Source organism: Labrenzia sp. OB1 (assembly GCF_001624695.1).
In the GTDB taxonomy this organism is placed as follows: Bacteria; Pseudomonadota; Alphaproteobacteria; order Rhizobiales; family Stappiaceae; genus Roseibium.
Genome location: NZ_JSEP01000005.1, coordinates 73,430 through 98,265 on the forward strand (window position 1 = coordinate 73,430; position 24,836 = coordinate 98,265).

The following is a 24,836-nucleotide window of genomic DNA, read 5'->3' on the forward strand; positions in this document are numbered from 1 at the left end:
CAGACAGATGACCGCCAACGTCGGCCGGAGCTATTCGCCGATCTTTCGTTCCTGCGCGCCGAGTGCGTCCGCCAGCCTGGATTTGGCGGAACCTGGAGACAACGGTTTCTGTTGACTTTCATGCGGCGCCCACCCCGAAAGCGTCACAAGGGCGAATGTCGCCCTGATCCGGCCGTCCGGATCGCTGTGGTTCTGCGCATAAAGTTCCGCGGCCCGCAGCAGGATCGCTCCGGTGAGAGGCGTCCGGCTTCGGTCCTTCAGAACCGACGTCGCCCCCATCGCGCGCAGGTCGGCGAGCAGGGCGAACATGGTGTCGTAGCGGACTGTGAGCGTGTCCAGATCCGTTACCGGGAGCGCAAAACCCGCTCGTTGCAGCAGGCCGCCGAGATCGCGTGTGTCGGCGAACGGCAGGACACGGGCCGCCGCCCCTCCCGTGATTTCCAGTTCCGCCCTTGTGAGGCAGTCGCGCAATTCCGTGAGCGTTCCCGCGCCAGGCAGCGTTGCCAGAAACAGGCCGTCGGGTGCAAGTGCCCTGCGGATCTGAACCAGACTTCCAGGCAGGTCGTTCACGAATTGCAGATTCAGCGCGGAAACGATCAGATCGACCGACTGGTCCCGGAAGGGGAGTGCCGCATCGTCGCAGACGAGATCGGGGGCGGGCAGGTTCGGATCGGCGCTGAACAGATCCGCCCGGATGAGGCTTTCCGCCTTGCCGGAGCCTGAAACAGCGCGCGAGACCAGGCCGGTATGACCGCCGAGGTCCACCGCCGTTCGGAAACTGCGGTTGACCATCATGAGCCGGTCTTCCAGGTCGTCCGCGACAGCCTGCAGGAGAAAATCGGCGCCGGGTTTGGCGGCCCGCAGGGCGCGCTCGCGCCGGCGTCGAAAAAGCGTCCGGTCGAACAGGTCTGGTTGTGCTGTCACGTGAACTCGGCCTTTGTCAGAACATGGCCGGTCACATATGGTATCCGGAGCGGAAGGTCAAAGACTGCCACTATCGGCAATTGGCCTTGGAGGCGATTGGAGAGGTCTGCAGAGGTGTGGCATTCGCCCTTGATCGGAAAAAACCTGATCTCCGCTCCAGGTACGGCGGCGGGGATGGTGCTGGATTTTCTGTTGCCTCTGCGGTGTCTTTGCTGCGAGGCCAAGGTCGCATCTGAAGACAGCCTGTGTCCAAAATGCTGGCAGGACATGCACTTTATCGAAAAGCCATGGTGCCACCGGCTGGGAATACCTTTCACCTATGATGTCGGGGACGGAGCCTGGAGCCCAAGGGCGATTGCCTCGCCGCCTGTTTTCGACCGCTTGCGGTCGGTGGCTTTTTACGAAGGTCCGGCCCGGCAACTGGTTCTGGCGCTCAAATTCTCCAGACGCCGCGAGCTCGCCAGATCCATGGGGTGCTGGATGAGCCGGAGCGGGAGCGAGTTTCTCGACCGGGACAGTCTCATCATTCCGGTTCCCCTGCACTGGCTGCGCCTGTTGTCCCGCCGCTTCAACCAGTCGGCGGATCTGGCAAAGGCCGTCGCGCGGAATTGCGGCGGTGAGTTCGAACCGGATCTCCTGAAGCGAAAAAAGCGAACACGCCAGCAGGTGGGATTGTCGGCAAAAGACCGCCACAAGAACGTCCGGTCCGCATTTTCGATCGACGCTGCGCGGGTCGGGGCGTTACAGGGGCGCCACGTTGTCCTGGTCGATGACGTCATGACGACCGGATCGACGGTCTCCGCCTGCTGCAAGGTTTTGCTCGCATCGGGAGCCGCCTCGGTGAATGTTCTCACCTTCGCCCTTGCTGATCCCTCGATTCGTTCCGCAGACGGCGCCCTGTCGGTTTGAAGCCGGCTCTTGAGTTTCCGTGCTGCGACCGCATATAACCGCCGGGATTTGTTATCGAACGGTTCGGATCTGGCGGGACAATTCCGCCGTTCCTGTAAGCACGCATCCTCCGTTCCGGCAGGCAAAAGGAAAAAATGAATGGCTGAAGTGGTGATATATACGCGCCAGCTTTGCGGGTTCTGTACAGCCGCCAAGAGGCTGCTGGACCAGAAGGGCGCCGACTACACGGAATTCGATGCCAGCTTCAGTCCGGGTCTGCGCAAGGAAATGGTGCAGAAAGCCAATGGCCGTTCCACCTTTCCGCAGATCTTTGTCGGCTCCACGCATGTCGGTGGCTGTGACGAGTTACATGCCCTGGAGCGGGCCGGAAAACTGGACGCCCTGCTCGCGTCCTGATCTGGCGCTTAAGCCGGGAGAAGGTGGAGAGGCATCTAAGACTTTACGATTGATCACCTTTTTCTGCTTTCATAAGATGGCGTATGAATGCAGGTTGATGTGGCGGCAACCTTATTTTCTCGCACCCACCGCAGGGAAGGCCTCCGATGCCCTCGTTTATCGCAGCATGTATCCAGCTTCGCAGCGGCAAGACACCGTCTGAGAACGCCAATGTGGCCGAAGGACTGATCCGCGCGGCTGCAAAGGATGGAGCGCACTACATTCAGACGCCGGAAATGTCGAATGTGCTGGTGCGCAGCCGCGAAGAGTTGATGGAGCGTATTTCAGAACCCGCAGAAGATGCTTTCCTGGCAATGGCGCGGCCGCTGGCAGTGGAGCTTGGCATTTGTCTTCACATCGGGTCCCTGGCCGTTCTGGCCGGCAACGGCAAGGTCGCCAACAGGGCCTTCCTGATCGGACCGGACGGGCAGATCCAGGCAAGCTACGACAAGATCCACATGTTCGATGTGGACCTGCCCAACGGCGAAAGCTGGCGCGAGTCGGCGACCTATGAGCCAGGCAGGCGTTCCGTGGTCGCTGACTTGCCTTATGCGCGGCTCGGCATGGCGATCTGTTACGACATCCGCTTTCCGGCGATATTCCGCACACAGGCGCGTGCCGGTGCGCAGATCCTGACCGGACCTGCCGCCTTTACACGGCAGACCGGTGAAGCCCATTGGCATGTGCTGCAGCGTGCACGCGCTATCGAGAACGGCGCCTTCGTTATTTCCGCGGCGCAAGGAGGCGCGCATGAGGATGGCCGGGAGACCTACGGGCACAGCCTCATCGTCGATCCCTGGGGGACCGTGATCGCGGAAATGAACAATGATGCGCCGGGTCACCTGCTGGCGAGCATCGACACGGATGAAGTTGTCAAGGCGCGCCAGCGTATCCCTGCCATTGCCAATGAGCGGGACTTCACTTGTGAAGTCGCCCAAGAGCTGAAGGGGGAAACGGCGTGATCAAATACACGCTCGTTTGCGACAGCGCCCACAGTTTCGAAGGTTGGTTCCGGAATTCACACGATTTTGAAACGCAGTGCGACCGTCAGTTGGTAGGGTGCCCGATCTGCGGGGCGGTGGATATCAAAAAAGGGCTGATGGCGCCTTCGGTGTCGACATCCAGAACCAGGGAAACCATGTCCGTTCCCGCCACCACGGATCAGCCTCCGGCGGAGACGCCTGCACCCGCAGCGGCGAAGCCCGCTGCCGCCTCGATGCAGCCTTCGGCTCTTCTTCCGGTGGATGTCCGGCAAAAGGAAATCGTCGAGGCGCTGCGTGAGGTGCGCGCCCGCATTGTCGAGAATTCGGAAAATGTCGGCCGGGATTTTGCCGATGAAGCCCGTAAAATGCACTATGGCGAAGCGGAGGCGCGCAGCATCTACGGCGAAACCACTTCGCAGGACGCGGAAGCCCTGATTAACGAGGGCATTGCCGTTCTTCCGCTGCCCGAGTTGCCTGAGGACAAGAACTGAAACAAGCCGGCCGGTTGACGCCATTCGATTAAGCCCGATTTCCCGGCCTTTCCCAGACACCGAAGCCATCCGCGTTCAGACAGACGCGGATGGCTTCGGATTTTCAGGGCATGGCGGAACCGAATGCTGAAGCTGTCAGCTTTTTGAATTCGCGGCCGGTTTCCGGCCTGCTGCGGCTTTGGTCCGAACTTCCTTGAGGCTGTCGCCCGCAGCCTTGCCGAGTTCGGTGACGCTTTCAATCGCCGTCTCGTTGAGTTCTTCAACAGCGGCGGCATTTTCGGAGAAGCTGTCGCGGAACAGAGCCGCCTGTCTGGCGAAGTGTTCCTGATACTCGTTCGCCATCTTCGAATAGAAGGCCTGCAGCGTTGCAATCGTCTCTTCCGGCGCCGTGCACTGGCTCAGGGTTTTCGCGCACTCGACGTCTTCATGCAGACGGTGGGTGACGAAATTCATCTGGTCGTCGAAGGCTTTTCCGGTGTGGGACAACAGCGTCTGGCTCATCTTCTGGACGCCGGCGACGGCCTTGGCCTCAATCCGGTCTTCGGGTTCCGCGAAGTTCCAGTTCGAAAAGGAGGGCATCGGCCACTGGGGCATCATCGAGCTGAAATCGAAGGCATCCGTATTACGCTTGGAAGGCATGTCACAAACTCCGCTGTTGTCGGTCAGCTTCGACCGGCTGGCTGTCCAGCCGTCGAAGCCCGTCCGTTCCTCGACCCGCTGCGAAGGCGCGGCGGATACTTGCCCCTCAGCTCCACTCTACGATGTCTTCACGTCACATCATTGACGGGGATCAAAAGCCGGTGAAACTGTGACAGAAACGCAATAATCCCCTGGGTCTGGCGCCAGGGGATCGGTGTCAGGGCCGGTTCAGAAAGTCTCTCAGCGCGGCTGTTGTCGTGTCCGGCTCTTCAAGGGTCGACAAATGTCCGCTGCCTTCGATGACCACAAAGTCACTTCCGGAAATCCGCTCATGGATCTCCCGGGACACCGGTGGTGGCGTCAGCCTGTCCCCGTCGCCGACCAGCACGAGGGCCGGGCAGGTAATGTCCGCAAGCCTGGGCCGGGCATCGATGCGGTCGATCAATGCGGTCTGCTGGCGGATGAAAGCGTCCGGACCGGTTTCCATCGCCATATCGACCACAATCTGCCTGAGTTCTGCGTCTTCTTCCCTCCTTTCATGGACGAAGCCTGGATAAAGCAGGTGCGGAACCTTCGAGAATCCCTTCTTGCGTGTCAGGTCGATCAGGAATTTCCGCCGCTCCGACTGGTCGGGTGTGTCCGCGCGGGCATTGGTATCGAGAAGCGCCAGTTTTCCGACCCGCTCCGGCGCCTCGCGCATGATTTCCATGCAGATGTAGCCGCCCATCGACAGGCCGATCAGGGAGAACCGATCCGGCGCATTTTCCAGAATGGCGGCGGCGATTGCCTCGATGCTGTCGTGTTCGCGGTGATTGGCCACCATGATCGGCCGATCCGCGAAGGCGACGATCTGCGGAGCGAAAAGCGCTTCGGTGCACAGGAGGCCGGGAACAAAGACTATCGGGTCGCTCATTTGGCGGCCTCTCCGTTTTCCGCAAGCAGCATGTAGTTGACGTCCATGTCCCGCGAGCGGGCCCAGCTGTCGGTCAGCGGATTGTAGCTCACTCCCGAGCGGTCGATAATCGTCAGGCCTGCCTGCCCGAGCGGGGTTTCGATTTCCTCCGGTTTCACCAGCTTTTCATAGGAATGCGTCCCCTTCGGCAGCCAGCGCAGCACGAATTCCGCGCCGACGATGGCCAGGGCATAGGCCTTGAGGGTCCGGTTGATGGTTGCCACAAACATCAGGCCGCCGGGCCGGACCATGCTTCCGGTCGCCTCGAGAAACAGGGGTACGTCGGCGACATGTTCGACGACCTCCATGTTCAGCACCACGTCGAAGCTTTCGCCTGCGGCCGCCAGCGCTTCGGCTGTTTCGGTCCTGTAGTCGATGTCAAGGCCGGAGCTGCGCATGTGCAGTTTGGCGATCTCGATATTGGTTTGGGACGGGTCGGCGCCGACAACCTCCGCGCCAAGGCGCGCCATCGGTTCGCACAGCAGCCCGCCGCCGCAGCCGATGTCGAGAAAGCGCAATCCCTTGAAGGCGTCGGAGGCCTTCGGATCCCTGTCGAACCGGCGGCAGACTTCCTGCTTGATGTAGGCGAGGCGAACCGGGTTGAACTTGTGCAGCGGCTTGAACTTGCCCGCCGGATCCCACCATTCTTCGGCCATCGCGGAAAAGCGGGCGACCTCTTCGGTGTCGATCGTGCCGGAGTTTTCTCGTGCCTTGTCTGTCATAGGACGGTCCTTTCAGACGTCGAGCCGCAGGGGAGTGCGGCCAGTTGGACTTTCATCAGCTGTCGTTTCAGCCTCATTGGCTGTTTGTCAAGCCGGACCGGCAGCAAATCCGGTCACGGTAATAGCTTCCAAGCGTGGTTGCAGCAAAGCAATGCAGCCTGTATGCATGTGCGCCGATCCATCCGGCGCTTCAAGCGCTTCATGAACCGACGAGAAGAATACGAGTGGTATGGCCCGACTGGTTTTAAAATTTGGCGGGACTTCGGTTGCCGATCTCGATCGCATCCGCAATGTCGCCCGCCATGTCAAACGGGAAGTGGATGCCGGCCATCAGGTCGCGGTCGTGGTTTCGGCAATGGCCGGGCAGACCAATCAGCTGGTGCAATATTGCCGCGAAGCGTCGCCACTTCACGACGCCCGGGAATACGATGCGGTGGTTGCATCCGGTGAACAGGTAACCTCAGGCCTGCTGGCCATCGTTCTGCAGGACATGGGCGTCAACGCGCGCTCCTGGCAGGGCTGGCAGGTGCCGATCAGGACAGATGAGAATCACGGCGCGGCGCGGATTCGGGAAATCGACGGCAGTCTGCTGTCGGAACGGCTGGAACAGGGGCAGGTCGCGGTGCTTGCCGGTTTCCAGGGGCTGTCGCCGGAGAACCGGATCGCGACGCTGGGTCGCGGCGGATCCGACACCAGCGCGGTTGCCATCGCCGCTGCCATCAAGGCCGACCGATGTGATATCTATACGGATGTCGACGGTGTTTATACGACAGACCCCCGGATCGTGCCCAAGGCGAAACGTCTGAAACGGGTGTCCTTCGAGGAGATGCTCGAAATGGCATCACTCGGAGCGAAGGTTCTTCAGGTCCGTTCTGTCGAGATGGCGATGATTCACGGTGTGAGGACCTTCGTACGCTCCAGCTTCGATGATCCGAATGCACCGCAGGTCGGTAACGACGGCCTTCCGATTGGTACTCTTATTTGCGACGAGGACGAACTCGTGGAACAGCAGGTTGTCACCGGCATTGCCTATGCCAAGGACGAAGCCCAGATCTCACTCCGCGACGTGGCGGACAAGCCTGGCGTCGCCGAATCCGTGTTCGGACCGTTGGCCGATGGCCACATCAATGTGGACATGATCGTCCAGAACATTTCGCCGGACGGAAAGACAACGGATATCACCTTTACCGTTCCCGAAGGCGACTATGAACGGGCTAAAAAGGTTCTGGAGGACAATCGCGCGGAGATCGGATTCCAGAATCTGGAAGGCGCCACCGACGTGGTCAAGGTGTCCGTCATCGGTATCGGAATGCGCTCTCATGCGGGGATCGCAGCTCAGTGTTTCAGGGGGCTGGCCTCAAAGGGGATCAACATCCGGGCCATCACCACATCGGAGATCAAAATCTCCGTGCTCATTGATTCAGCATACGCGGAACTTGCGGTGCGGACTCTGCATTCGCTATACGGGTTGGACGGATAGTTCATCCGGCCGGTTGGTGCCGGCAGGGATTGGGGCCGGTAGCAGGATCAACGGGCATCCGATCGAAAACGGCCGGAGGGCCACAAGTCGATCTGTTGTAAAGTGTTGGAGCAGCCTGTCCGCGATCGAACGAACGCAGGGAGCTCTGGTGTGAAGCGGGATCAAACGGGGGCGCCATGCGCAGCAACCTAGCCGGACCGCGCCTGCTGCTCCGCCGGCTTCGGGAAGTCATGGCGGAGCCGATCACGGCGCAGGAGCGACTCGACAAGATCGTCGTGCTTATTGCGTCGAATGTGGTCGCCGAAGTCTGCTCGGTCTATATTCTGCGGGCGGATGGTGTTCTGGAGCTCTATGCGACGGAAGGCCTGAATCGCGAGGCGGTTCACAACGCGTCCCTGCGGGTCGGTCAGGGCCTTGTCGGTCTTATTGCAGCCGAAGCCCGCCCTTTGAACCTGCCGAACGCCAGCGCCCATCCAGGCTTCACCTATCTGCCGGAAACAGGCGAAGAAGCCTATAATTCATTTCTGGGCGTGCCGATCTTGCGGGCAGGGCGCACGCTTGGCGTTCTGGTCGTGCAGAACCAGTCTCACCGCACCTACCTGGAAGACGAAGTCGAAGCGCTGCAGACAACGGCGATGGTCATCGCCGAAATGGTGGCTGCGGGCGAGCTGGAGGCGATTTCCCAGAAGGCGACCGGGCTGGATCTTTCCCGGCCGATCACCTCCACCGGCACCGGACTTTCAGAAGGTGTGGGGCTCGGTCATGTGGTTCTTCACGAGCCGCGCGTCGTCATCACAAATCTGATCGCCGAGGACACGGAGCGCGAGAGTTCCCGTCTTGACGGGGCCATCAACCGGCTGCGCCTGTCCATCGACGATCTTCTGGCCAGCGGGGAAATCGCCGCGACCGGCGAACACCGCGAAGTGCTCGAAGCCTATCGCATGTTCGCCTATGATCGCGGCTGGATCCGCAAGATCGAGGAAGCGATCCGCAACGGCCTGACCGCTGAAGCGGCGGTCGAGAAGGTGCAAAGCGATACGCGGGCGCGCATGCTGCGTCAGACCGATCCTTATCTTCGCGAACGCCTGCACGATCTCGATGATCTGGCGCACCGGCTCATCCGTGAGCTGATGGGACGCGAACACGGACCCGGCCACGACGAATTGCCTCAGGACGCAATTATCGTGGGCCGCAACATGGGCGCCGCGGAACTGCTGGACTACGGGCGCGACCGGATCCGCGGGCTGGTGCTGGAGGAAGGCGGGCCGACGAGCCACGTGACAATCGTGGCGCGGGCCCTGGGCATTCCGATGGTCGGGCTGGTGCACGACATCGTCGGTCTGGCCGATGGCGGCGATGCAATCATCGTCGACGGGGACACGGGAGAAGTGCATCTTCGCCCTGCCACCGACCTGGAAAACGCCTATGCCGAGAAGGTCCGGTTCCGGGCGCGGCGACAGGCGCAATACCGGCGTTTGCGCAACAAGCCTTCGGTGACCAAGGACGGGGTCGAGTTTTCGCTGCAGATGAACGCCGGCCTGCTGGTCGATCTTCCGCATCTTGCGGAAGCGGGCGCCGCCGGTGTCGGCCTGTTCCGGACCGAGCTTCAGTTCATGGTCGCCTCATCCTTTCCGAGGATGCGGGAACAGCAGGCGCAATACAGCCAGGTTCTGGATGCGGCGGACGGAAAACCGGTGACCTTCCGGTCTCTCGATATCGGCGGCGACAAGGTTCTTCCCTATCTGCGCTCCATTCAGGAGGAAAACCCGGCCATGGGCTGGCGCGCCCTGCGGCTCGGGCTTGACCGGCCCGGCCTGTTGCGCACCCAGATCCGTGCATTGCTGAGAGCCGCTGCTGGGCGGGAACTGAAGCTGATGTTCCCCATGGTCGCGGAGGTCGGGGAATTCCTGCAAGCCAAGGCACTGGTCGACAAGGAACTCAAGCATCTGCGCCGCCATGGCCACGGTGCTCCCGACACGATCCGGCTCGGTGTCATGATCGAGGTACCCTCGCTCCTGTTCCAGTTGGAGGAACTGATGTCCTATGTGGACTTCGTTTCCGTCGGCTCGAACGATCTGTTCCAGTTCTTCTGTGCGGTCGACCGGGGCAACACCCGGGTCGCAGAACGGTTCGATACGTTGAGTGTCGGTTTCCTGCGGGCCTTGAAATCCATCGTCGATGCGGCAAATAAGGCTCATGTCCCGGTGACATTGTGCGGCGAACTGGCCGGCCGGCCTCTGGAGGCGATGGCGCTGATGGGGTTGGGGTACCGGGACCTGTCAATGTCGCCCGCGTCCCTCGGACCGGTGAAGGCGATGCTTCGCACGCTCGATGCCGGCCGGTTGGCCGCCCGCCTTCTGCCACGGCTGGAGCCCGGGCACGAGGACAGCAACATTCGGGATGTCCTGAAGCGCTTCGCCGCAGACATGGATGTTGCTCTTTAGTCAAAACGGGCGTAACGCCACTTCTTAACGTCAACCTCGGGAGACCTTGCGCGTATGCTGGCGCGTCATAGAATTGATAGTCTGCTGGACCGTTTCGCCGAAATCGAACATATGATGTCGTCGAATCCGGACCCCGCCGCTTACGTGAAACTCTCCCGCGAATATGCCGGGCTGGAGCCACTGATCGCGAAAATTCGCGAGCTCCTCAAGGCTGAGAAGGATCTGGCAGGGGCGAAGTCCCTGATGTCGGATCCGGAGTCCGATGCGGAGATGCGCGAACTTGCGGAACTGGAGCGGGACGAGCTTGCCGAACGTGTGGAGAGCCTCAGCAAGGACGTGAGCATCGGCCTGCTGCCGAAGGACGAGGCGGACGCCAACGATGCGATCCTGGAAGTGCGCGCCGGAACGGGTGGCGATGAGGCGGCTCTGTTCGCAGGCGACCTGTTTCGCATGTATCAGCGCTATGCCGAACTCCAGGGCTGGAAGGTGGAAGTCCTGTCCGCCAGCGAAGGCGAGGTCGGCGGTTACAAGGAAGTGATTGCCTCGGTTTCCGGCGAGAATGTCTTTGCCCGGCTGAAATTCGAATCCGGCGTGCACCGGGTTCAGCGTGTCCCTGCGACGGAGTCGGGCGGGCGCATTCACACATCGGCGGCCACCGTCGCCGTGCTGCCCCAGGCCGAGGATGTCGATATCGATGTTCAGGAAAGCGATCTGCGCATCGACACCTACCGTGCCTCCGGTGCGGGTGGACAGCACGTCAATACCACCGATTCCGCCGTCCGCATCACCCATATCCCCACAGGGATCGTCGTCGCCGTGCAGGACGAACGCTCGCAGCACAAGAACAAGGCGCGCGCCATGCAGCTTTTGCGGGCCCGCATCTATGACGAGGAACGCGCGCGCACGGCGAACGAACGCACCGAAGCCCGGCGGCTGCAGGTCGGCTCCGGCGACAGGTCGGAACGAATCCGGACCTATAATTTTCCTCAAGGACGCGTGACCGATCACCGGATCGGACTGACGCTCTACAAGCTTGAGCAGATCGTTGCCGGCGAGGCGCTCGGCGAGGTCATCGATGCCCTGATCATGGACCATCAGGCCAATCTGCTTGCCTCTGAAGATGCCTGAGCGATGCGGATCGGTCAGCTTTACCGGCAGGTTCGGGACCGGTTCAGGCAATCGGGACTGGCGACACCGGACCTGGATGCCAGGGTGCTCGTCAGCGCTGCGCTGAACGTGCCGGTGTCCGCTCTCGTTCTGAGGGAGGACGAGGATATACCTGAGGGAAATGCCGACCGCGCACTGGCTTATGAAACTCTGCGTCTCAATGGCATGCCGGTCGGGCGGATCCTGGGAGAACGGGATTTTTACGGCCGAAAATTCGCCCTGAATGCGGCGACCCTGGAACCGCGTCCGGATACGGAAACCCTGGTCGATGCCGTGCTGGCGCGCGTCGATCCGCAGGAGGCCGGTGTCATGTGTGATATCGGCACGGGCTCGGGCGCCATTGCCGTCACACTTCTCGCCGAACGCCCCGGCTACCGGATGATCGCCGTCGACCTGTCCGAAGAAGCGCTGCAATGTGCGCTGGGCAATGCCGCCCTGCACGATGTCGAGGACCGGTTCAATCCGGTATGCGCCGATTATACGTCATGCCTGGGTGCCGGACTGGACTGGGTGGTCAGCAATCCCCCCTATATCCGTTCCTCGGTCCTCGCCGGTCTGGACAGGGAGGTGAATCAGCACGATCCGCTCCTTGCGCTTGATGGTGGAGACAGTGGACTCGAGGCTTATCTGCGCATCGTCGCGGATGCTGCTGTCCTGTTGAGGCCGGGTGGCGGGATCGCCCTGGAGATCGGCTACGATCAGGCGGATTACCTGAAAAAACAGTTGCGGCATCATGGATTTGTAGCAATTGAAATCATTAAGGATCTTTCCGGGAACGACCGTGTCGCACTTGCCCGGAAGCCGTGATTCAATCCTTTTGTTCCCAAGGTGAAAAAGCACTTGGAAATCGCGACGGAAACGGTTAGGTTCAACTCGCCGAGACCGGATATGTGATCAGCGATCAGCGGGGCATACGCATCCGGCAGCGTTAGGCCAAATGCAGATTTAGCGTTTTGGTAATCGTTGCATATCGGACTATCCGGTGTTTCGGACTGTCGAGGAAAAAGACAAAGCGTTGGCCGGTGGCCTATGGCGCCTGCGTGAGTTTTCAGTGACAGCCGCTAACCAGCACTGTTGGTTTCGGTAATTATTTCGTATCGGTTTTACGCAATTCCGATGTTGGGTCAGCGCATGCTGACCGCCGTTCCGCAAGAGAAAACGGCAGGATGAGACCAGGAAATCAAAGCAATAAACGCATGCGGGGACGGGGTCGCAAGGGTCCTAATCCGCTAACCCGGACATTCGAATCGAACGGTCCTGATGTGAAAATCCGCGGCACAGCGATGCATATCGCGGAGAAGTATCAGCAGCTTTCCCGAGATGCGCATGCATCCGGCGATCGGGTGATGTCCGAGAATTACAACCAGCATGCAGAGCACTATCTCCGCATCGTGGCCGCAGCACAGCCGCAGCCGCAAATGGCTCACCCGTCCAATCGCGGCGAGTCCGAGGAAGGCTTCGACAACGCGCCGGCAAACGGCGCCGGGGCAACGAACGGCTCGGAGCGTCCTCAGCAGGACCGCGACCGTGACCGGGAGCGCGTTTCAGTTGCCGACGAGGATCTCGTCGATAGCGACAGCCCGCAGCCTTTCATTGAAGACATGCCGCTGATCGATCCGGAAGGCCAGGTAAATGGCGCCGGGCAGAAAGCTGAAGGGGAAGAGGCCGGAGCCGAGGAAAAACCTCGCCGCCGGGCACGCACTCCCCGCACGCGCATGCCACGCCGAGCAGCAACTTCGTCTGCCGAGAGTGGAGCCGAACCGGCTGTCGTCCCTGCCGAGGCCGCGGAAGCGCCGGGCGGTGAGGAAAAGCCGAAACCCCAGCGCCGTCCCGCTCGAACCCGCCGGGCCAAGGCTCCGGAAGAGGCCTCGGGTGAGGCTTCAACTGCAAGCGAATTGACGCCGGGCGAATAGGTCGGTCAATCAATACAGCTCAATTTGTGAAAACGGCGCTCGAAAGAGCGCCGTTTAGCTTGTTGACAAACTCAGGCGGTCATTTTGGACGGTCTGCAGCGCAGTTGCATTGCCAGAGCCGAAACCCAGCGCTGACTTTGCGCTGCAGGCGCGTCTTTATTCATGATTTCAAATATTTGACTTGCTCTGGTGCTCGTTTGCGCTCGCGCTGAAATGCCCGGTTCCGGATCAGCGTGCAGCGTTGCTGCACTTGTCCTGAATGACGAACTGAGGGTTTGTCAGCAGTCTGAACAGCGCTCGAAAGGGCGCCGTTCTGTTTGGACAGCGAATTCCGCATTGGTGCGTGACCTGGATCAATCCGCTCTCAGCCGGGCGCAGATAAAATGCCCAAGTGCTCCAAAATCGGTCACCTTTTTGCCCTCCAAGCGATTGCGATTGAAGATCTGTTGATCCAGGGGCTTTTGTGATGAATATGCAACACTATATTATGGAAGCAAGGCTCGCGATCCGTTCCGGGATTACAAGCGTTGTGCGGATGCCCGCAGCAGGGGTCCGTATCCCATAACGTTCCCCATGCTTCGGGTGGTGCGGACGGACAGGAGGTACATTATGAACTTTGAAAAATACACCGAGCGGGCTCGCGGTTTCGTCCAGTCGGCGCAGACATTCGCGCTTGGAAGGGGCCATCAGCAGTTCACTCCCGAACATATTCTGAAAGTGCTTCTGGATGACCCGGAAGGCATGGCCAGCGGGCTGATCGACAGGGCCGGGGGCCAGTCCAAGGTGCTCAAGGGCGACCTGGAAGGCGTTCTGGACAAGATGCCGAAAGTTTCCGGCGCGGCTGGCCAGCTCTATATGGCTCAGGCCACCGCACGGTTGTTCGAACAGGCGGAGAAAATCGCCGAGAAGGCGGGGGACAGCTATGTGACCGTCGAGCGGTTGCTGCTTGCGCTGGCCATGGATGGCGAGAGCGAGGCCGGCAAGCTCATGAAACGTCACGGCATCACGCCGAACGCACTGAACGAAGCGATCAACCAGCTGCGTCAGGGCCGCACGGCCGACAGTGCCACGGCGGAAAATCAGTATGAGGCGCTGAAGAAATACACGCGTGACCTGACCCAGGTAGCCCGGGAAGGCAAACTCGATCCGGTGATCGGCCGGGACGAGGAAATCCGCCGGACGATACAGGTGCTGTCGCGCCGCACGAAGAACAACCCGGTGCTGATCGGCGAACCCGGTGTCGGCAAAACCGCGATTGCGGAAGGTCTGGCTCTGCGTATCATCAACGGCGACGTTCCTGAATCCCTGAAGGACAAGCAGCTTCTGGCGCTCGACATGGGCTCGCTGATTGCCGGCGCGAAATACCGTGGTGAATTCGAGGAACGGCTGAAAGCGATCCTGTCCGAGGTCGACGCGGCGGCCGGCAAGATCATCCTGTTCATCGACGAGATGCATACGCTTGTGGGCGCCGGCAAGGCAGACGGGGCGATGGACGCCTCCAACCTTCTCAAACCGGCGCTTGCCCGGGGCCAGTTGCATTGCGTCGGAGCAACGACGCTCGACGAATTCAGAAAGCACGTGGAAAAGGATGCCGCGCTGGCCCGACGGTTCCAGCCGGTTTTCGTCAGCGAGCCGACGGTCGAGGACACGATTTCGATCCTGCGCGGGATCAAGGAGAAATATGAACTTCATCACGGAGTGCGTATCACCGATTCCGCCATCGTCTCCGCAGCAACCCTGTCCAACCGCTACATCACCGACCGGTTCCTGCCGGACAAGGCTATCGACCTGATGGACGAAGCCGGCAGCCGGTTGAGGATGCAGGTGGATTCCAAGCCGGAAGAACTGGACGAACTGGACCGCCGGATCATCCAGTTGAAAATCGAGCGCGAGGCCCTGAAGGTGGAGGACGATGCCGCCTCCAAGGACAGGCTCGAGCGGCTTGAAAAGGAACTGACGGACCTGGAAGAACAGTCGCAGGCCCTGACGGGACGCTGGCTGAGCGAGAAGGACAAGCTGAACCTTGAACAGAAAATCAAGGAGCAGCTCGAGCAAGCCCGCACCGATCTGGAGATCGCGCAGCGTCGCGGCGACCTCACCAAGGCCGGTGAGCTTGCCTATGGCGTTATTCCGGACCTGGAGCGCAAGCTGGCCGAAGCTGAAGCCTCCGAAGAGACGGATACCATGGTGGACGAGGCGGTTACGCCGGCCCACATCGCCCAGGTCGTCTCGAAATGGACGGGCATTCCGGTTGACAAGATGCTGGAAGGCGAACGCGAGAAGCTTCTGAGCATGGAAGATGCTCTGGCCGGCCGGGTGATCGGTCAGTCTGAAGCGATCCGTGCGGTTGCAACAGCGGTTCGCCGGGCGCGCGCCGGGCTTCAGGATCCCAACAGGCCGATCGGCTCGTTCATGTTCCTCGGCCCGACCGGCGTCGGCAAGACCGAACTGACCAAGGCGCTTGCCAGCTTCCTGTTCGATGACGACAGCGCGATGGTGCGGATCGACATGTCGGAATACATGGAAAAGCATTCAGTCGCCCGGCTGATCGGTGCTCCTCCCGGCTATGTCGGATACGAAGAGGGCGGTGCGCTGACGGAAGCCGTCCGCCGCAGGCCTTATCAGGTGGTTCTCTTCGACGAGATCGAGAAGGCCCACTCGGATGTGTTCAACGTGTTGCTGCAGGTGCTTGACGATGGCCGGCTGACCGACGGTCAGGGCAGGACCGTGGACTTCCGCAACACGCTGATCATCATGACCTCGAACCTCGGCTCGGAGTATCTGGTCAACCAGCCGGAAGGCCAGGATACGGATGCTGTCAGATCCGAGGTCATGAGTACGGTCCAGGGGCATTTCCGTCCGGAATTCCTCAACCGGCTTGACGAGATCGTGCTGTTCCATCGTCTGCAGCGCTCGCAGATGGCCGATATCGTCAAGATCCAGCTCGAACGGCTCCGGGTCCTGCTCGGCGACCGCAAGATCACGCTGAATCTGGACGACGGTGCTCTCGGCTGGCTGGCCCAGAAAGGCTACGACCCGGCCTATGGCGCGCGTCCGCTGAAACGCGTGATCCAGAAGGACGTTCAGGATCCGCTGGCGGAAAAGTTGCTGTCCGGCGAAATCCTCGACGGTCAGACGGTGGATGTCACCGCAGGCGGGGACCGGCTGCTGTTCCAGGTCGGTGGTAGCGAGAGCGCTGCAGCCTGATAGCCGAAATGAAAAGACAGCCCTCCAGTCGGAAACGACTGGAGGGCTGAATGCTGATTAACCGAAATTCGTCATTGCGTGATCCGGAACGGGCCTGTCGCAAGTTTCGCCGCTGGACGGATCTCTCCTGTTTGGGGAGGGGTTTTCAAACTTCGTCAACGGCACCCTTGATGGCTGGAGGAAAGGCTTCGGCTGCTCCGGTGGTTGGACGGACAACGATCTGAATGATCTCATCGCGCGCCTGTTCGGACTTAAGAAAGTCAACAACGCATGAACTTGCAGCCAGTTGCAGGATAATTGCACCTGCCAGAAATCTCTGCGACATGCCCCCTGCTGACCGACCAGCACAAGTTGGCAATGTCTCTGGTCAATGTCGCGTTCAATTGAATTCAGGAAGCCACCCGAACGCATTTGCAATGCAAACACTGCCTCGGGTGTTTACCAGAACAGGTGAATCCGTCTAAACGCGACACGCCCTAGAACAAGTAATCGAGCACGGAGGTGTTGTTCAACGAGCCGAGCGCGGCATAGCTGGCTTCGAGCTGAACCTCGTAATTCGAGGCTTCCACAATCAGCTGGGCGACGTCGGCGGAGGAGACGTCGGTAATTATCTCCCCAGCGGTGGCGATATAGTCCTGTTCGGTGGAAATGAAGCTTTCCAGGCTGGCCGCGGCCGTCGACGCGATGCTCTGCAGGGCGATGATCCCGTCCTGGGCGTTGACGAGAAGGTCGGAAAGCATTTCCAGGTCGTCCATCGTCAGGGGGGCAGCGGTCGCGGCATAGGAGAGCGCCCGCATTGCCTCCTCGATGGCGTCGGCATTGGCGGTCACGCCGTAGTCCAGGGTCCGGTCCGAGTTGAGACGGACGGACTGCTCATAATCGTCGCCCATATAATAATTGGTGTTCACGCCGGTCAGATTGTCGGCCTGATAGGCGTCCAGGTCGACCGGCGCCTCCTGGGTAGTGCTGCCGGCGAAGATGTACCGCCCGGCAAGCTGCGTGTTGAGCAGCGCGGCAATGTCTTCCAGGTAGCTTGCGGCGACCGTCTGCAATCCGGTCAGGTCGTCTTCGGTTATGATTCCGGCCGTGTTTGCGCGCATGGAGGTCAGCACGTCGCTGATACCGCCAAGAACAGAATAGGTCATCTCGACCCGGGCGAGCGCATCTTCGGCGGCGTCGATCGAGGCCTGCGACCTTGTAACCGAGACTTCCAGGTCCACGAGCGTGACCGCGGACGAGCCGAGGTCCGCATAGTCGCTGGAAAGATAGCCGCTCGCCTGCTGTTCCTGGTTCTGCGCAAGCTTCGCCTGTGTCTGCAGGGCGTTCTGCAAAATGGTGGAGGACTGACTGAACGTCGCAACCCGCATGACCATGAGTCCACTCCTACTGCACCGCCGCCATCAGATCTTCGAACATTTCCTGCACGACGCTCAGGAGCGTCGAGGCGACCGAATAGAGCTGTTCGAGTTCCGATAACCGGACCAGTTCCTCGTCCACGTTGACGCCGTACATCGAAGAAATGGTGTCCGATACGGTGGTCAGTTCGTTTTCGGCGAATTCCAGCCGCGTCTGGGCGGCATTCGTCTTCGAGACGACATCGCCCAGCATTTCGTTCGCATAATCGGCGAAGGTCATCTCGCCACCGGAAAGCCCCCCGGCCGCATCGAAGTTCGCGTCCAGCTGAAGGGTATCCAGCATCGCGTAGGCAACTTCGGACGGCAGCGTGTCTCCCAAAATCGAAGCGGGATCTGCCTGAACGGCATCGCTGACCGTGATATCGGCAGCGCCCGTGCCGGTCAACAGGTTCGAGCTGACGGCGTTCAGAGTGTCGATGAAGGTCGTCGCGAATTCGTCGAGCATCTCCTGACTAGCCGGCAGGGTCTGGTCGCGCAGTTCGATCAGTGCGCCGAGCCGGCCAGTGTCGAGATCCTCCGTGATATCCGTCCCGTTGACGGAGATCGTCGTCTGTCCCTCCGTTCCTGTCCCGGTGGAGAGCAGGTGCGCAGTGTCGCCCAGGAGGATCTGGCCGTCGCCCGTATAGACCTTGACCGTGCCGCCCTCCGTCTTGAACGTCGAGATCTCCATCTGCTCTGACAGGGAAACCAGCGCCGTATTGAGCTGGTCTTCCAGATCGGCCGTGCTGTCTCCGCGCGCGACAGCCGTCTCGATCTGTTCGTTGAGCGCGTCAATCGTCGAGATAGCCTCGTTGGCGGCCGTGACCGCGTCGCCGATCTCGTCGTCTGCCTGATCGATCTGCTTGCTGATGTCCGAAGACAGGCTGTTGAGCTGATAGGCAACATTTTCAAGCGCGGAGACCGCGGCGCTCGCGAGACTTTCGCTTTCCGGAGTTTCCGCCAGCGCGGTCAGAGCACTCTCGAAGCTCGCGATCGTGTTGGCTAGCGAACTGCCGTCGCCGTCGTCACCTGTGGTCGTGCCGAAGGATTGCTGCAGACTGTTGAGGTAGTTCGCCGTCACGGTCGCACCCGCCGTTTCCGTGGTCGCGCCCAAAAGGTCCTCCAGCAGGTATTTGCTGACGCTGCTGGAGATGTTGGAAACGGAGACGCCGGCGCCGTAGCCCAGGGTGGTCTGTGACGACACGGTCGCCGATTTGGCGGTGTAGCCTTCGGTGTCCGCGTTGGCGATGTTGGCGGAGGTGACCGACACTTGCACCTGGCTGGCGGTCAGGGCGCTGGCCGCGATATAGCTTGCCGTGTTGAGGCTTGTCATGGCCCTTGTCCCTCCAGGTTATGCCGGTTCAGACCTCGTAGCGACGGCCAATCGAAAGCGGCCCGGACGGCTGGCTGCCGTAGCGCCCGGTCTTGTCGTAGCGTGAGTTGGCAGCCTGATTTTCCCGAATCGCCCGCATGATGGTCTCCACCCTGCGGCGGTTGGCCGTCAGCGCGCGGATCAGGTTCTGGCTGTTTTCCGACAGGGCCCGCGTCAGCTTTTCGTTGCTGTGCTGCAGCCTGGTGAATTTTTCCGGAGAGGCCAGCAGGAAGACATTGCTCTGCGCCTTGAAGGATTTCAGGAATGCCTCCAGTTCCGTGGCAAGCTTCTGCTTGCGTTCCAGCAGATCGTCGACGGTGGCGGGCCGGCCGCTCTTCAGCCGCCGGTTCTCCTCCTCCGTCACCGCGTAAAGGTCTTCGGCGACCTGAATGGCGCGTTCGACGGTGGCCTCGACCTTTATGATGTCGGCCGGCGACAGGATCACGTTCATGCGTTTTTCGGGTTTTCTCGGCATGCTCACCGTCCTCGGTTCTTCCAAACTTCTGCCGTTCTGGCATAGGCGTTGACTGCCTGGGTAACAGCGGTCGACTGGGACATCTGCTGCCCGACCTCCGCTTGCTCCTGCCGCATCTTGCGGACGAGATCCTGGAGGTCGCGCTTGAGAACCAGGAGCTTCAGCCTGGTTGACTGGCTGCGCGATTCCGCTTCCAGTTTCAAAATGTCGTCTTTCAGCCGCCTGTACCGTTCCTGGCAGACTTTGAGATGATCGCTCATGGCTGTTACCTGACCGCGTCGAGCAGCGTGTCGAACATGGTGCTCGCGGTCGACATGATCTGCGATGCGGCGGAATAGGCTTGCTGGGCTGACAGCATTCGGGAGAATTCTTCCCCGGTATCAACCGTGCTGGCCTCCAGCCAGCCGCCCTGGACCGTTCCGGCTCCGCCCTCGCCCGGCTCATGCAGGGTGGCGTTGCCCGACGTCGACGAGCGGGCATAGATGCCGTCGCTCATTTCTTCCAGGCCGTCGGGATTGCCGAATGTGGCCACGGGGATCTGGTAGATCGAGCGCTCTTCGCCATTGTCGAAGAAGGCCACGACCGTGCCGTCGTCCGAGATCTCGATGGAGCTGAGATTGCCGTAGGCCAGGCCGTCCTGATCGATCGACTGGACATCAATCGACGGATCGCCGTCGTCGGAGGCATACTGGGTCAGACCGCTGGTGCTGCCGTCGCCGGCGAGATCGATGCTGATGGCAGTGTCCTCGGCACCGGTCGTCCAGCCCTCGATGGTCAGTTCGGCGGGATCGGGGTTGGTGGCGGTGAGCATACCATCCGTGGTGAAGGTCAACTCGATGACGCCGGAGGTTACCGTTCCGATGGTCTCTCCGGTGGCCGGCAGGGCCGGATCGGAATAGCTGATCTCCCAGGTGTTCTCGGCGGTCTTCGTATAGCTTGCCGTGACCGTGCTGGTTGTGCCGAGGGAATCATAGACCTCGAAGGAGCTCTCGAAACCGTCCCCGATTTCCGCATCCGCCGGCAGGTTGGCCTGGATGGCGACATTCGACGTCGCCTCGACCGAACTCTGGACAGAATCCAGGTCGATCGGCTCTAGCGCGTTCTCGCTTGTTCCGCCGATGGGATTGCCATCGGGATCCGTCGCCCAGCCGAGCAGGTAATATTCGTCGTTGGTAAGATAACCTTCGCTGTCGACGGTGAATTCGCCGTTGCGCGTGTAGTATGTCGACGTCGCGTCCGAGCCGTCGGCAACGATGAAGAAACCGTCCCCCTCAATGGCGAGGCTGGTCGCTTCGGTCGACTGCACCAGCAACCCCTGCTGGTCGACGTTGGAGACCATCGTCGCCGAGACGCCGCCGCTGGAATTCGATCCGCTGCCTGCAACAAGGCTGGAAAAGCTGGTGTAGGAAGACTTGTAGGCGGTGGTCTGGGAATTCGCCAGGTTGTCGGAAATGACGGACAGCGCGGTGCTCTGCGCGGACAGCGCGGAGATGGACGCGTTCAGGGCTCCCTGCAAGCTCATGCCGGTTCTCCTTACTGCGTCGCCAGGACGGCGAGGACGTTATCGAGCAGCACCGAAGCATCGCCGATGCCGAGCACCGCCTCGTCGCTCGTCGTATCGACCGCGGTCACCTGGGCAACGACGGTGGTGTGGCCCGACACGTCGTCGCCGTCGGCATCCGTTGCTGCGACCTGAATGGTGTATTGTCCGCCGTCCTGGAGCTGTTCGCCGTCCGACGTGACCCCGTCCCAGGCGAAGGAGTGAGCGCCCTCCGAGGTTTCCCCGGTTTCGGAATAGACCGTGTTGCCATCCTCATCGAGGATGCTGATGGTCACGTTTTCGGCTTCGCTCTCCAGCGTGTAGGACCACTGCGCCTCTCCATCCTGGAGCGATGTCGTGTTGCCGATCGCCTCGACCGTCTGGCCGAGATATCCGAGCCCCTGGGAGCTCATGTAGTTTGAAATCGTGTCGGTAAGGCTCGTGATCTGCGAGGAGATGTCGGACTGCGTCTCGTAGCTCGCAGAATCGATCATCTGACTGATATATTCGTTTGTATCGGCCGGATTGGTCGGATCCTGGTTCTGAAGCTGTTGCACCATAAGCAACAGGAATTCATCGCCGTCGATAGACGTTCTGGCGTCATCTGCAGATGTCGTGGATGTCGCGCTTGCAGGAGCCGTATAAGAATTAACGGTTGATATAGTCATATCTCCGCCCTCATCTGAATAATACTGAGAGAGGGTGAAGTTGAATTTACGACTTCAAATATTCACCCGACATAATAGTAAAACGGCTGACGACAAAGATCCGGGCGCAGGTTTTTCAAATATTTTACTTGGGAATAATTTGCCGTGTCGGTATATAATTTAGGCAAGATCTGCCGAGCGCATTTTCACAGGCGCAGATACTTGGAAAATCGGGGAGAACACGCGGGGCCGAAGAAATTCCGTTGGCGAAAAACGGGCTGCAAAGGCAGGCACGCGCGCCAAACCGGGCAGAAATTTCCCATCAGGAAATTCTTGCGATCAGATGGGGGAGGAGGGAATTCCGGGGGACGGCGTCGTTCAGCCGATCGGAGCTTCTGAACATGCCACCGAAGGGCACGACATGAGTACGCTCCACAGCGTCGCGCGTCTTGGCCGATGCCCGCATCGCCCAGCGACACGATCCTCGCGGAACGCTCTCATGCCCTGGTCAAAGAGGGTCTTATTTGTTGAGATTGGTAGAAGCCGTCAGTTTGACTCGCGCGCTTTCTTGACGATTCTCGCGGCGAGATCCGAAGGTGCCTTGGATGCCGGACCTGCGGACAGCATGGCCGACAGAGCCTGTTCTTCCTTGAGCCTTGTTCGCGCCACACTGGACATCTTCAGGAGTTCTCTTGCCTGCCCCTGCTCCGCGAGCGGCCATGTTTCCAGGTCCGGCCCGTGTTGATCCAGAAGCGCATCAAATTCTTCGATTGCCATGAGAGGCACCGCTGCAATCATTTCCAAACCAAATATCCTTCGGCACTTACCCTAACGGTACATGCCCGGAGATTGGTTGTCCATGATTTAGAAACATTCAGCAACAATTCGTTCGTTGCGTATATCCTTCATAAGCGTCTGCTGATTTCTGGGTGCAAGCGTCGTCATCTCGGCCCACGCATTGCGCAGGTCCAGCAGGCCTTCGGCGAGCGTCGCAAAGCGTTCTTCGGCATCCGGTTTCGTTACCGCACTGTTCAGCGCGAAGATGTTGCGTGTGTACATGTCGATGAGCTGCTGCCCCATGGACTTGTTGATATCCATATCGACATTCTGGCGCAGGCCCCGCAGGATCCCCGTTGCCCTGGCGACACGCAAAAGGGCGGTTTCATATTGCTTCTTGCGCAGATCCTCCGCCGCCAGAACAATGGCGTTCAGCACCTCGTCGAACAGCAGGGTCACGGCCGCCGGGGGAGCAACCGTGGTCGCGGCGGTTCTGTAGGCCGCTATGGCCCGGTTCATGGCATAGCTCATCGTTTAATCTCCTGAACTGAGAAGAGCTTCAATGTAGGAAAGGTTGGACTCCGCCAGCTCGATCGTGGCCTGGTAGGACGCGTAGAGCGTAATCAGATAGTCCCGGTAGTCGTCAGCATTCGAAATGATGCTGTCATAGTCTTCTTGATAGTCGGCATTCTGTTCGGTAAGGGCGGTGATGACTTCCGTCAGCAGACCTTCGCTCGCATCCGCGTAGTGCTCGACCGAATTGTAGAGCTTCTCCACCATGCCGGTCGTGAAGGTCATGTCCACGGTCTGGCTTTGTATGCCCGTGAAGACGAAGCTGATGCCCTCGTAGGCGGTTCCCTCGACACCCACGATGCGTGATCCGCTGATTTCGAACTGGCCGGATTCGCCGTCGACCAGGACGCTCGTCACGGTGCCGTCTTGGTCCACCTCGATATCCAGCGACAATTCATCGGGCATGGCGTCATTTCGAGCCAAAAGGGCCAGGTCGCCGGAGCTGCTGTCCATCTGGAACATCAGCAAATCCTCGATGGCATCCAGATTGGTCAGGAGCGCATCGGCAAGCACCTCGTCATCAACGACGAGGTGGTTGCTGCTGTCGTAGGACAGGCCGAGCAAGGCCATGCTTGCCTCGTCGATGAAGGTCGACAGGCCTTCGGCGATATCCGCATTCGCGCTACGAAGGATGCTGTCACCAAAAAGTATGGCGCCATCGGCGGCGCCACCGCCGGAGGCCACCTCCTGCTGGGTCTGAGCCCATTCGCGATAAGCGTTATAGGAATCGACCAGGGTATAGACCGCATCCTGGACGCTCGTCAGGGACGACGAGATCTCGATGGAGATGTAATCGTCTTCGCCGGTCTCCTGGTAGATGGAAAACGTTACGCCGTCTATGACGTCGTCGATGACATTGCTGTCTCGGGTCACCTCGACACCGTCGATGCTGATGATCGCGTCCTGGGAAGCCTGGAGCTCGCTGGTGAAGATGCCGTCTTGATCGGTCAGCCCGAGCGCCTGACCGACATCGTCGCCGGAAACACTCGTGAGCACTATGTCCTGGCCGGTCTCCGCGGCACTCAGGACAAGCTTGTATTCGGCATCGGAAACCTGGATCACCGAAGCCTTCACGCCGCTGCCGTCCGAGTAGACGTTGATTTCCTCGGCGATCTCGTCCAGCGACATGTCTTCTGTAATATCGATCTCGACGGCGCTCTCGCCGTCCTCGTATACCGCCCCGTCCAGTTCGAGCGTGAACGTGCCGGAGATGGCAAGTTTGGAGGAATCGTCCGCAAAGACGTCGCCGTCCACCTTCTGGCTTGTGGCAAGTTGCAGAACCTGAAGCTCGTATGTCGCGACATCGATGCCATCATCGGCCGTCACCACCACGGCCGATTCCGCATTCACATCGCCATAGCCGGTCAGGTAGGCATCCCGCAGGGAAAAGACATCGTCGGCATCGGTCAGCGAATTGTCGGTCCCTCGGATCGTGTCAAGCGCTGACAGGAAGTCTTGCAGAAGTGTCTGCATCTCCCCGTAGGCTGCTATCTCCGCCTCGTTCTCGAGCATCTTGATCTCGATCGAGTCGGCCGGTACCTCTTTCGTCTGCACCCCGACTTCGATCAGCGCATCCCAGTCGACATCCGCGTTCGCGTTCGCCGAGGCCGTGTAAACGGTTGTCGTCGTGGCGGTCGTCGTGGAGGAACTCGTATCGGTGACGCTCATGGCGATGATCCGTTTTGAGAGGTCTGAAAGATGCTCCGGGCCGCAGCAGCACATTGCCAGCGCAAGTGCGATGGGGACTAGGGTGTTCGGGAGCCCGGGCGCCGGCTGGGTCCGTATTCATGTG

At 60.3% G+C, this 24,836-nt stretch carries 23 protein-coding genes and 1 pseudogene; 11 read left to right on the forward strand and 13 right to left on the reverse strand.

Annotated features, from left to right (window positions below):
• Positions 1 to 30 precede the first annotated feature (30 nt).
• Positions 31 to 924, reverse strand: a complete 894-nt coding sequence (locus OA90_RS08370; protein WP_068409388.1) for a methyltransferase domain-containing protein — start codon at positions 922 to 924, stop codon at positions 31 to 33.
• Positions 925 to 1,053: 129 nt separating this feature from the next.
• Here OA90_RS08370 and OA90_RS08375 point away from each other — a divergent pair, with 129 nt between their 5' ends.
• The 4 genes from OA90_RS08375 (at position 1,054) to OA90_RS08390 (ending at position 3,742) form a co-directional block, all read left to right on the forward strand.
• Positions 1,054 to 1,833, forward strand: a complete 780-nt coding sequence (locus OA90_RS08375; RefSeq protein WP_208986039.1) for a ComF family protein — start codon at positions 1,054 to 1,056, stop codon at positions 1,831 to 1,833.
• A 138-nt stretch (positions 1,834 to 1,971) separates the two neighbouring features.
• Positions 1,972 to 2,229, forward strand: coding sequence for a glutaredoxin 3 (gene grxC, locus OA90_RS08380; RefSeq protein ID WP_068409390.1), 258 nt, complete (start codon positions 1,972 to 1,974; stop codon positions 2,227 to 2,229).
• A 146-nt stretch (positions 2,230 to 2,375) separates the two neighbouring features.
• Positions 2,376 to 3,230 carry a carbon-nitrogen hydrolase family protein gene (locus OA90_RS08385; RefSeq protein WP_068409392.1) on the forward strand — a complete coding sequence of 285 codons (855 nt, stop codon included), beginning with the start codon at positions 2,376 to 2,378 and terminating at the stop codon, positions 3,228 to 3,230.
• Positions 3,227 to 3,742, forward strand: coding sequence for a DUF1178 family protein (locus OA90_RS08390; RefSeq protein WP_068409394.1), 516 nt, complete (start codon positions 3,227 to 3,229; stop codon positions 3,740 to 3,742). Before OA90_RS08385 ends, OA90_RS08390 begins: the two co-directional genes overlap by 4 nt.
• A 135-nt stretch (positions 3,743 to 3,877) precedes the next feature.
• Here the strand turns inward: OA90_RS08390 and OA90_RS08395 are convergent, their stop codons facing one another.
• The 3 genes from OA90_RS08395 to ubiG all read right to left on the reverse strand — a co-directional run bounded on the left by OA90_RS08395 (position 3,878) and on the right by ubiG (position 6,055).
• Positions 3,878 to 4,381 (reverse strand): hypothetical protein, encoded by a 504-nt coding sequence (locus tag OA90_RS08395; protein WP_068409396.1) that lies wholly within the window; start codon positions 4,379 to 4,381, stop codon positions 3,878 to 3,880.
• 217 nt (positions 4,382 to 4,598) lie between these two features.
• Positions 4,599 to 5,294, reverse strand: a complete 696-nt coding sequence (locus OA90_RS08400) for an alpha/beta hydrolase (RefSeq protein ID WP_068409398.1) — start codon at positions 5,292 to 5,294, stop codon at positions 4,599 to 4,601.
• Entirely contained in the window at positions 5,291 to 6,055 is a 765-nt protein-coding gene (gene ubiG, locus OA90_RS08405; RefSeq protein ID WP_068409400.1) for a bifunctional 2-polyprenyl-6-hydroxyphenol methylase/3-demethylubiquinol 3-O-methyltransferase UbiG, read from the reverse strand. The genes OA90_RS08400 and ubiG overlap by 4 nt, the downstream gene beginning before the upstream one ends.
• Positions 6,056 to 6,284: 229 nt before the next feature.
• On the opposite strand from ubiG, the gene OA90_RS08410 reads away from it, so the two are divergent.
• From OA90_RS08410 to OA90_RS28500, 7 genes and pseudogenes are all read left to right on the forward strand, one after another.
• Positions 6,285 to 7,535: an aspartate kinase gene (locus tag OA90_RS08410; RefSeq protein ID WP_068409402.1), complete on the forward strand. Its 1,251-nt coding sequence runs from the start codon at positions 6,285 to 6,287 to the stop codon at positions 7,533 to 7,535.
• A gap of 176 nt (positions 7,536 to 7,711) precedes the next feature.
• A complete protein-coding gene (gene ptsP, locus OA90_RS08415; protein ID WP_068409404.1) occupies positions 7,712 to 9,979 on the forward strand; it encodes a phosphoenolpyruvate--protein phosphotransferase in 2,268 nt (755 codons plus the stop codon).
• A 54-nt stretch (positions 9,980 to 10,033) separates the two neighbouring features.
• The gene (gene prfA / locus OA90_RS08420) at positions 10,034 to 11,107 is read left to right on the forward strand and encodes a peptide chain release factor 1 (protein WP_068409407.1); all 1,074 of its coding nucleotides are present in this window, start codon (positions 10,034 to 10,036) and stop codon (positions 11,105 to 11,107) included.
• Between the two features lie 3 nt (positions 11,108 to 11,110).
• The gene (prmC, locus tag OA90_RS08425; RefSeq protein ID WP_068409409.1) at positions 11,111 to 11,953 is read left to right on the forward strand and encodes a peptide chain release factor N(5)-glutamine methyltransferase; all 843 of its coding nucleotides are present in this window, start codon (positions 11,111 to 11,113) and stop codon (positions 11,951 to 11,953) included.
• Between the two features lie 359 nt (positions 11,954 to 12,312).
• Positions 12,313 to 13,059: a DUF4167 domain-containing protein gene (locus OA90_RS08430; protein ID WP_082836916.1), complete on the forward strand. Its 747-nt coding sequence runs from the start codon at positions 12,313 to 12,315 to the stop codon at positions 13,057 to 13,059.
• 609 nt (positions 13,060 to 13,668) lie between these two features.
• On the forward strand, positions 13,669 to 16,266 hold the full coding sequence (gene clpB / locus OA90_RS08435; RefSeq protein ID WP_068409413.1) for an ATP-dependent chaperone ClpB: 2,598 nt from the start codon (positions 13,669 to 13,671) through the stop codon (positions 16,264 to 16,266).
• A gap of 175 nt (positions 16,267 to 16,441) precedes the next feature.
• A pseudogene (locus OA90_RS28500) lies at positions 16,442 to 16,540 on the forward strand (IS6 family transposase); the annotation flags it as partial.
• A gap of 202 nt (positions 16,541 to 16,742) precedes the next feature.
• Here the strand turns inward: OA90_RS28500 and OA90_RS08445 are convergent.
• The 9 genes from OA90_RS08445 to fliD all read right to left on the reverse strand — a co-directional run bounded on the left by OA90_RS08445 (position 16,743) and on the right by fliD (position 24,712).
• Positions 16,743 to 17,639 (reverse strand): flagellin, encoded by an 897-nt coding sequence (locus OA90_RS08445; protein WP_068409417.1) that lies wholly within the window; start codon positions 17,637 to 17,639, stop codon positions 16,743 to 16,745.
• 10 nt (positions 17,640 to 17,649) lie between these two features.
• Positions 17,650 to 18,993, reverse strand: coding sequence for a flagellar hook-associated protein FlgK (flgK, locus tag OA90_RS08450; RefSeq protein ID WP_068409419.1), 1,344 nt, complete (start codon positions 18,991 to 18,993; stop codon positions 17,650 to 17,652).
• 28 nt (positions 18,994 to 19,021) lie between these two features.
• Positions 19,022 to 19,507 (reverse strand): flagellar export chaperone FlgN, encoded by a 486-nt coding sequence (flgN, locus tag OA90_RS08455; RefSeq protein ID WP_068409422.1) that lies wholly within the window; start codon positions 19,505 to 19,507, stop codon positions 19,022 to 19,024.
• A gap of 2 nt (positions 19,508 to 19,509) precedes the next feature.
• Positions 19,510 to 19,767, reverse strand: coding sequence for a hypothetical protein (locus tag OA90_RS08460; protein WP_068409424.1), 258 nt, complete (start codon positions 19,765 to 19,767; stop codon positions 19,510 to 19,512).
• Positions 19,768 to 19,772: 5 nt separating this feature from the next.
• Entirely contained in the window at positions 19,773 to 21,029 is a 1,257-nt protein-coding gene (flgE, locus tag OA90_RS08465) for a flagellar hook protein FlgE (RefSeq protein ID WP_068409426.1), read from the reverse strand.
• 11 nt (positions 21,030 to 21,040) lie between these two features.
• Positions 21,041 to 21,715: a FlgD immunoglobulin-like domain containing protein gene (locus OA90_RS08470; protein ID WP_068409428.1), complete on the reverse strand. Its 675-nt coding sequence runs from the start codon at positions 21,713 to 21,715 to the stop codon at positions 21,041 to 21,043.
• A gap of 525 nt (positions 21,716 to 22,240) precedes the next feature.
• Positions 22,241 to 22,471, reverse strand: coding sequence for a hypothetical protein (locus OA90_RS08475; RefSeq protein ID WP_068409430.1), 231 nt, complete (start codon positions 22,469 to 22,471; stop codon positions 22,241 to 22,243).
• Positions 22,472 to 22,558: 87 nt separating this feature from the next.
• Entirely contained in the window at positions 22,559 to 23,002 is a 444-nt protein-coding gene (locus OA90_RS08480) for a flagellar protein FliS (RefSeq protein WP_068409432.1), read from the reverse strand.
• Positions 23,003 to 23,005: 3 nt separating this feature from the next.
• Positions 23,006 to 24,712, reverse strand: a complete 1,707-nt coding sequence (gene fliD / locus OA90_RS08485) for a flagellar filament capping protein FliD (RefSeq protein ID WP_068409434.1) — start codon at positions 24,710 to 24,712, stop codon at positions 23,006 to 23,008.
• Between the last annotated feature and the right edge of the window lie 124 nt (positions 24,713 to 24,836).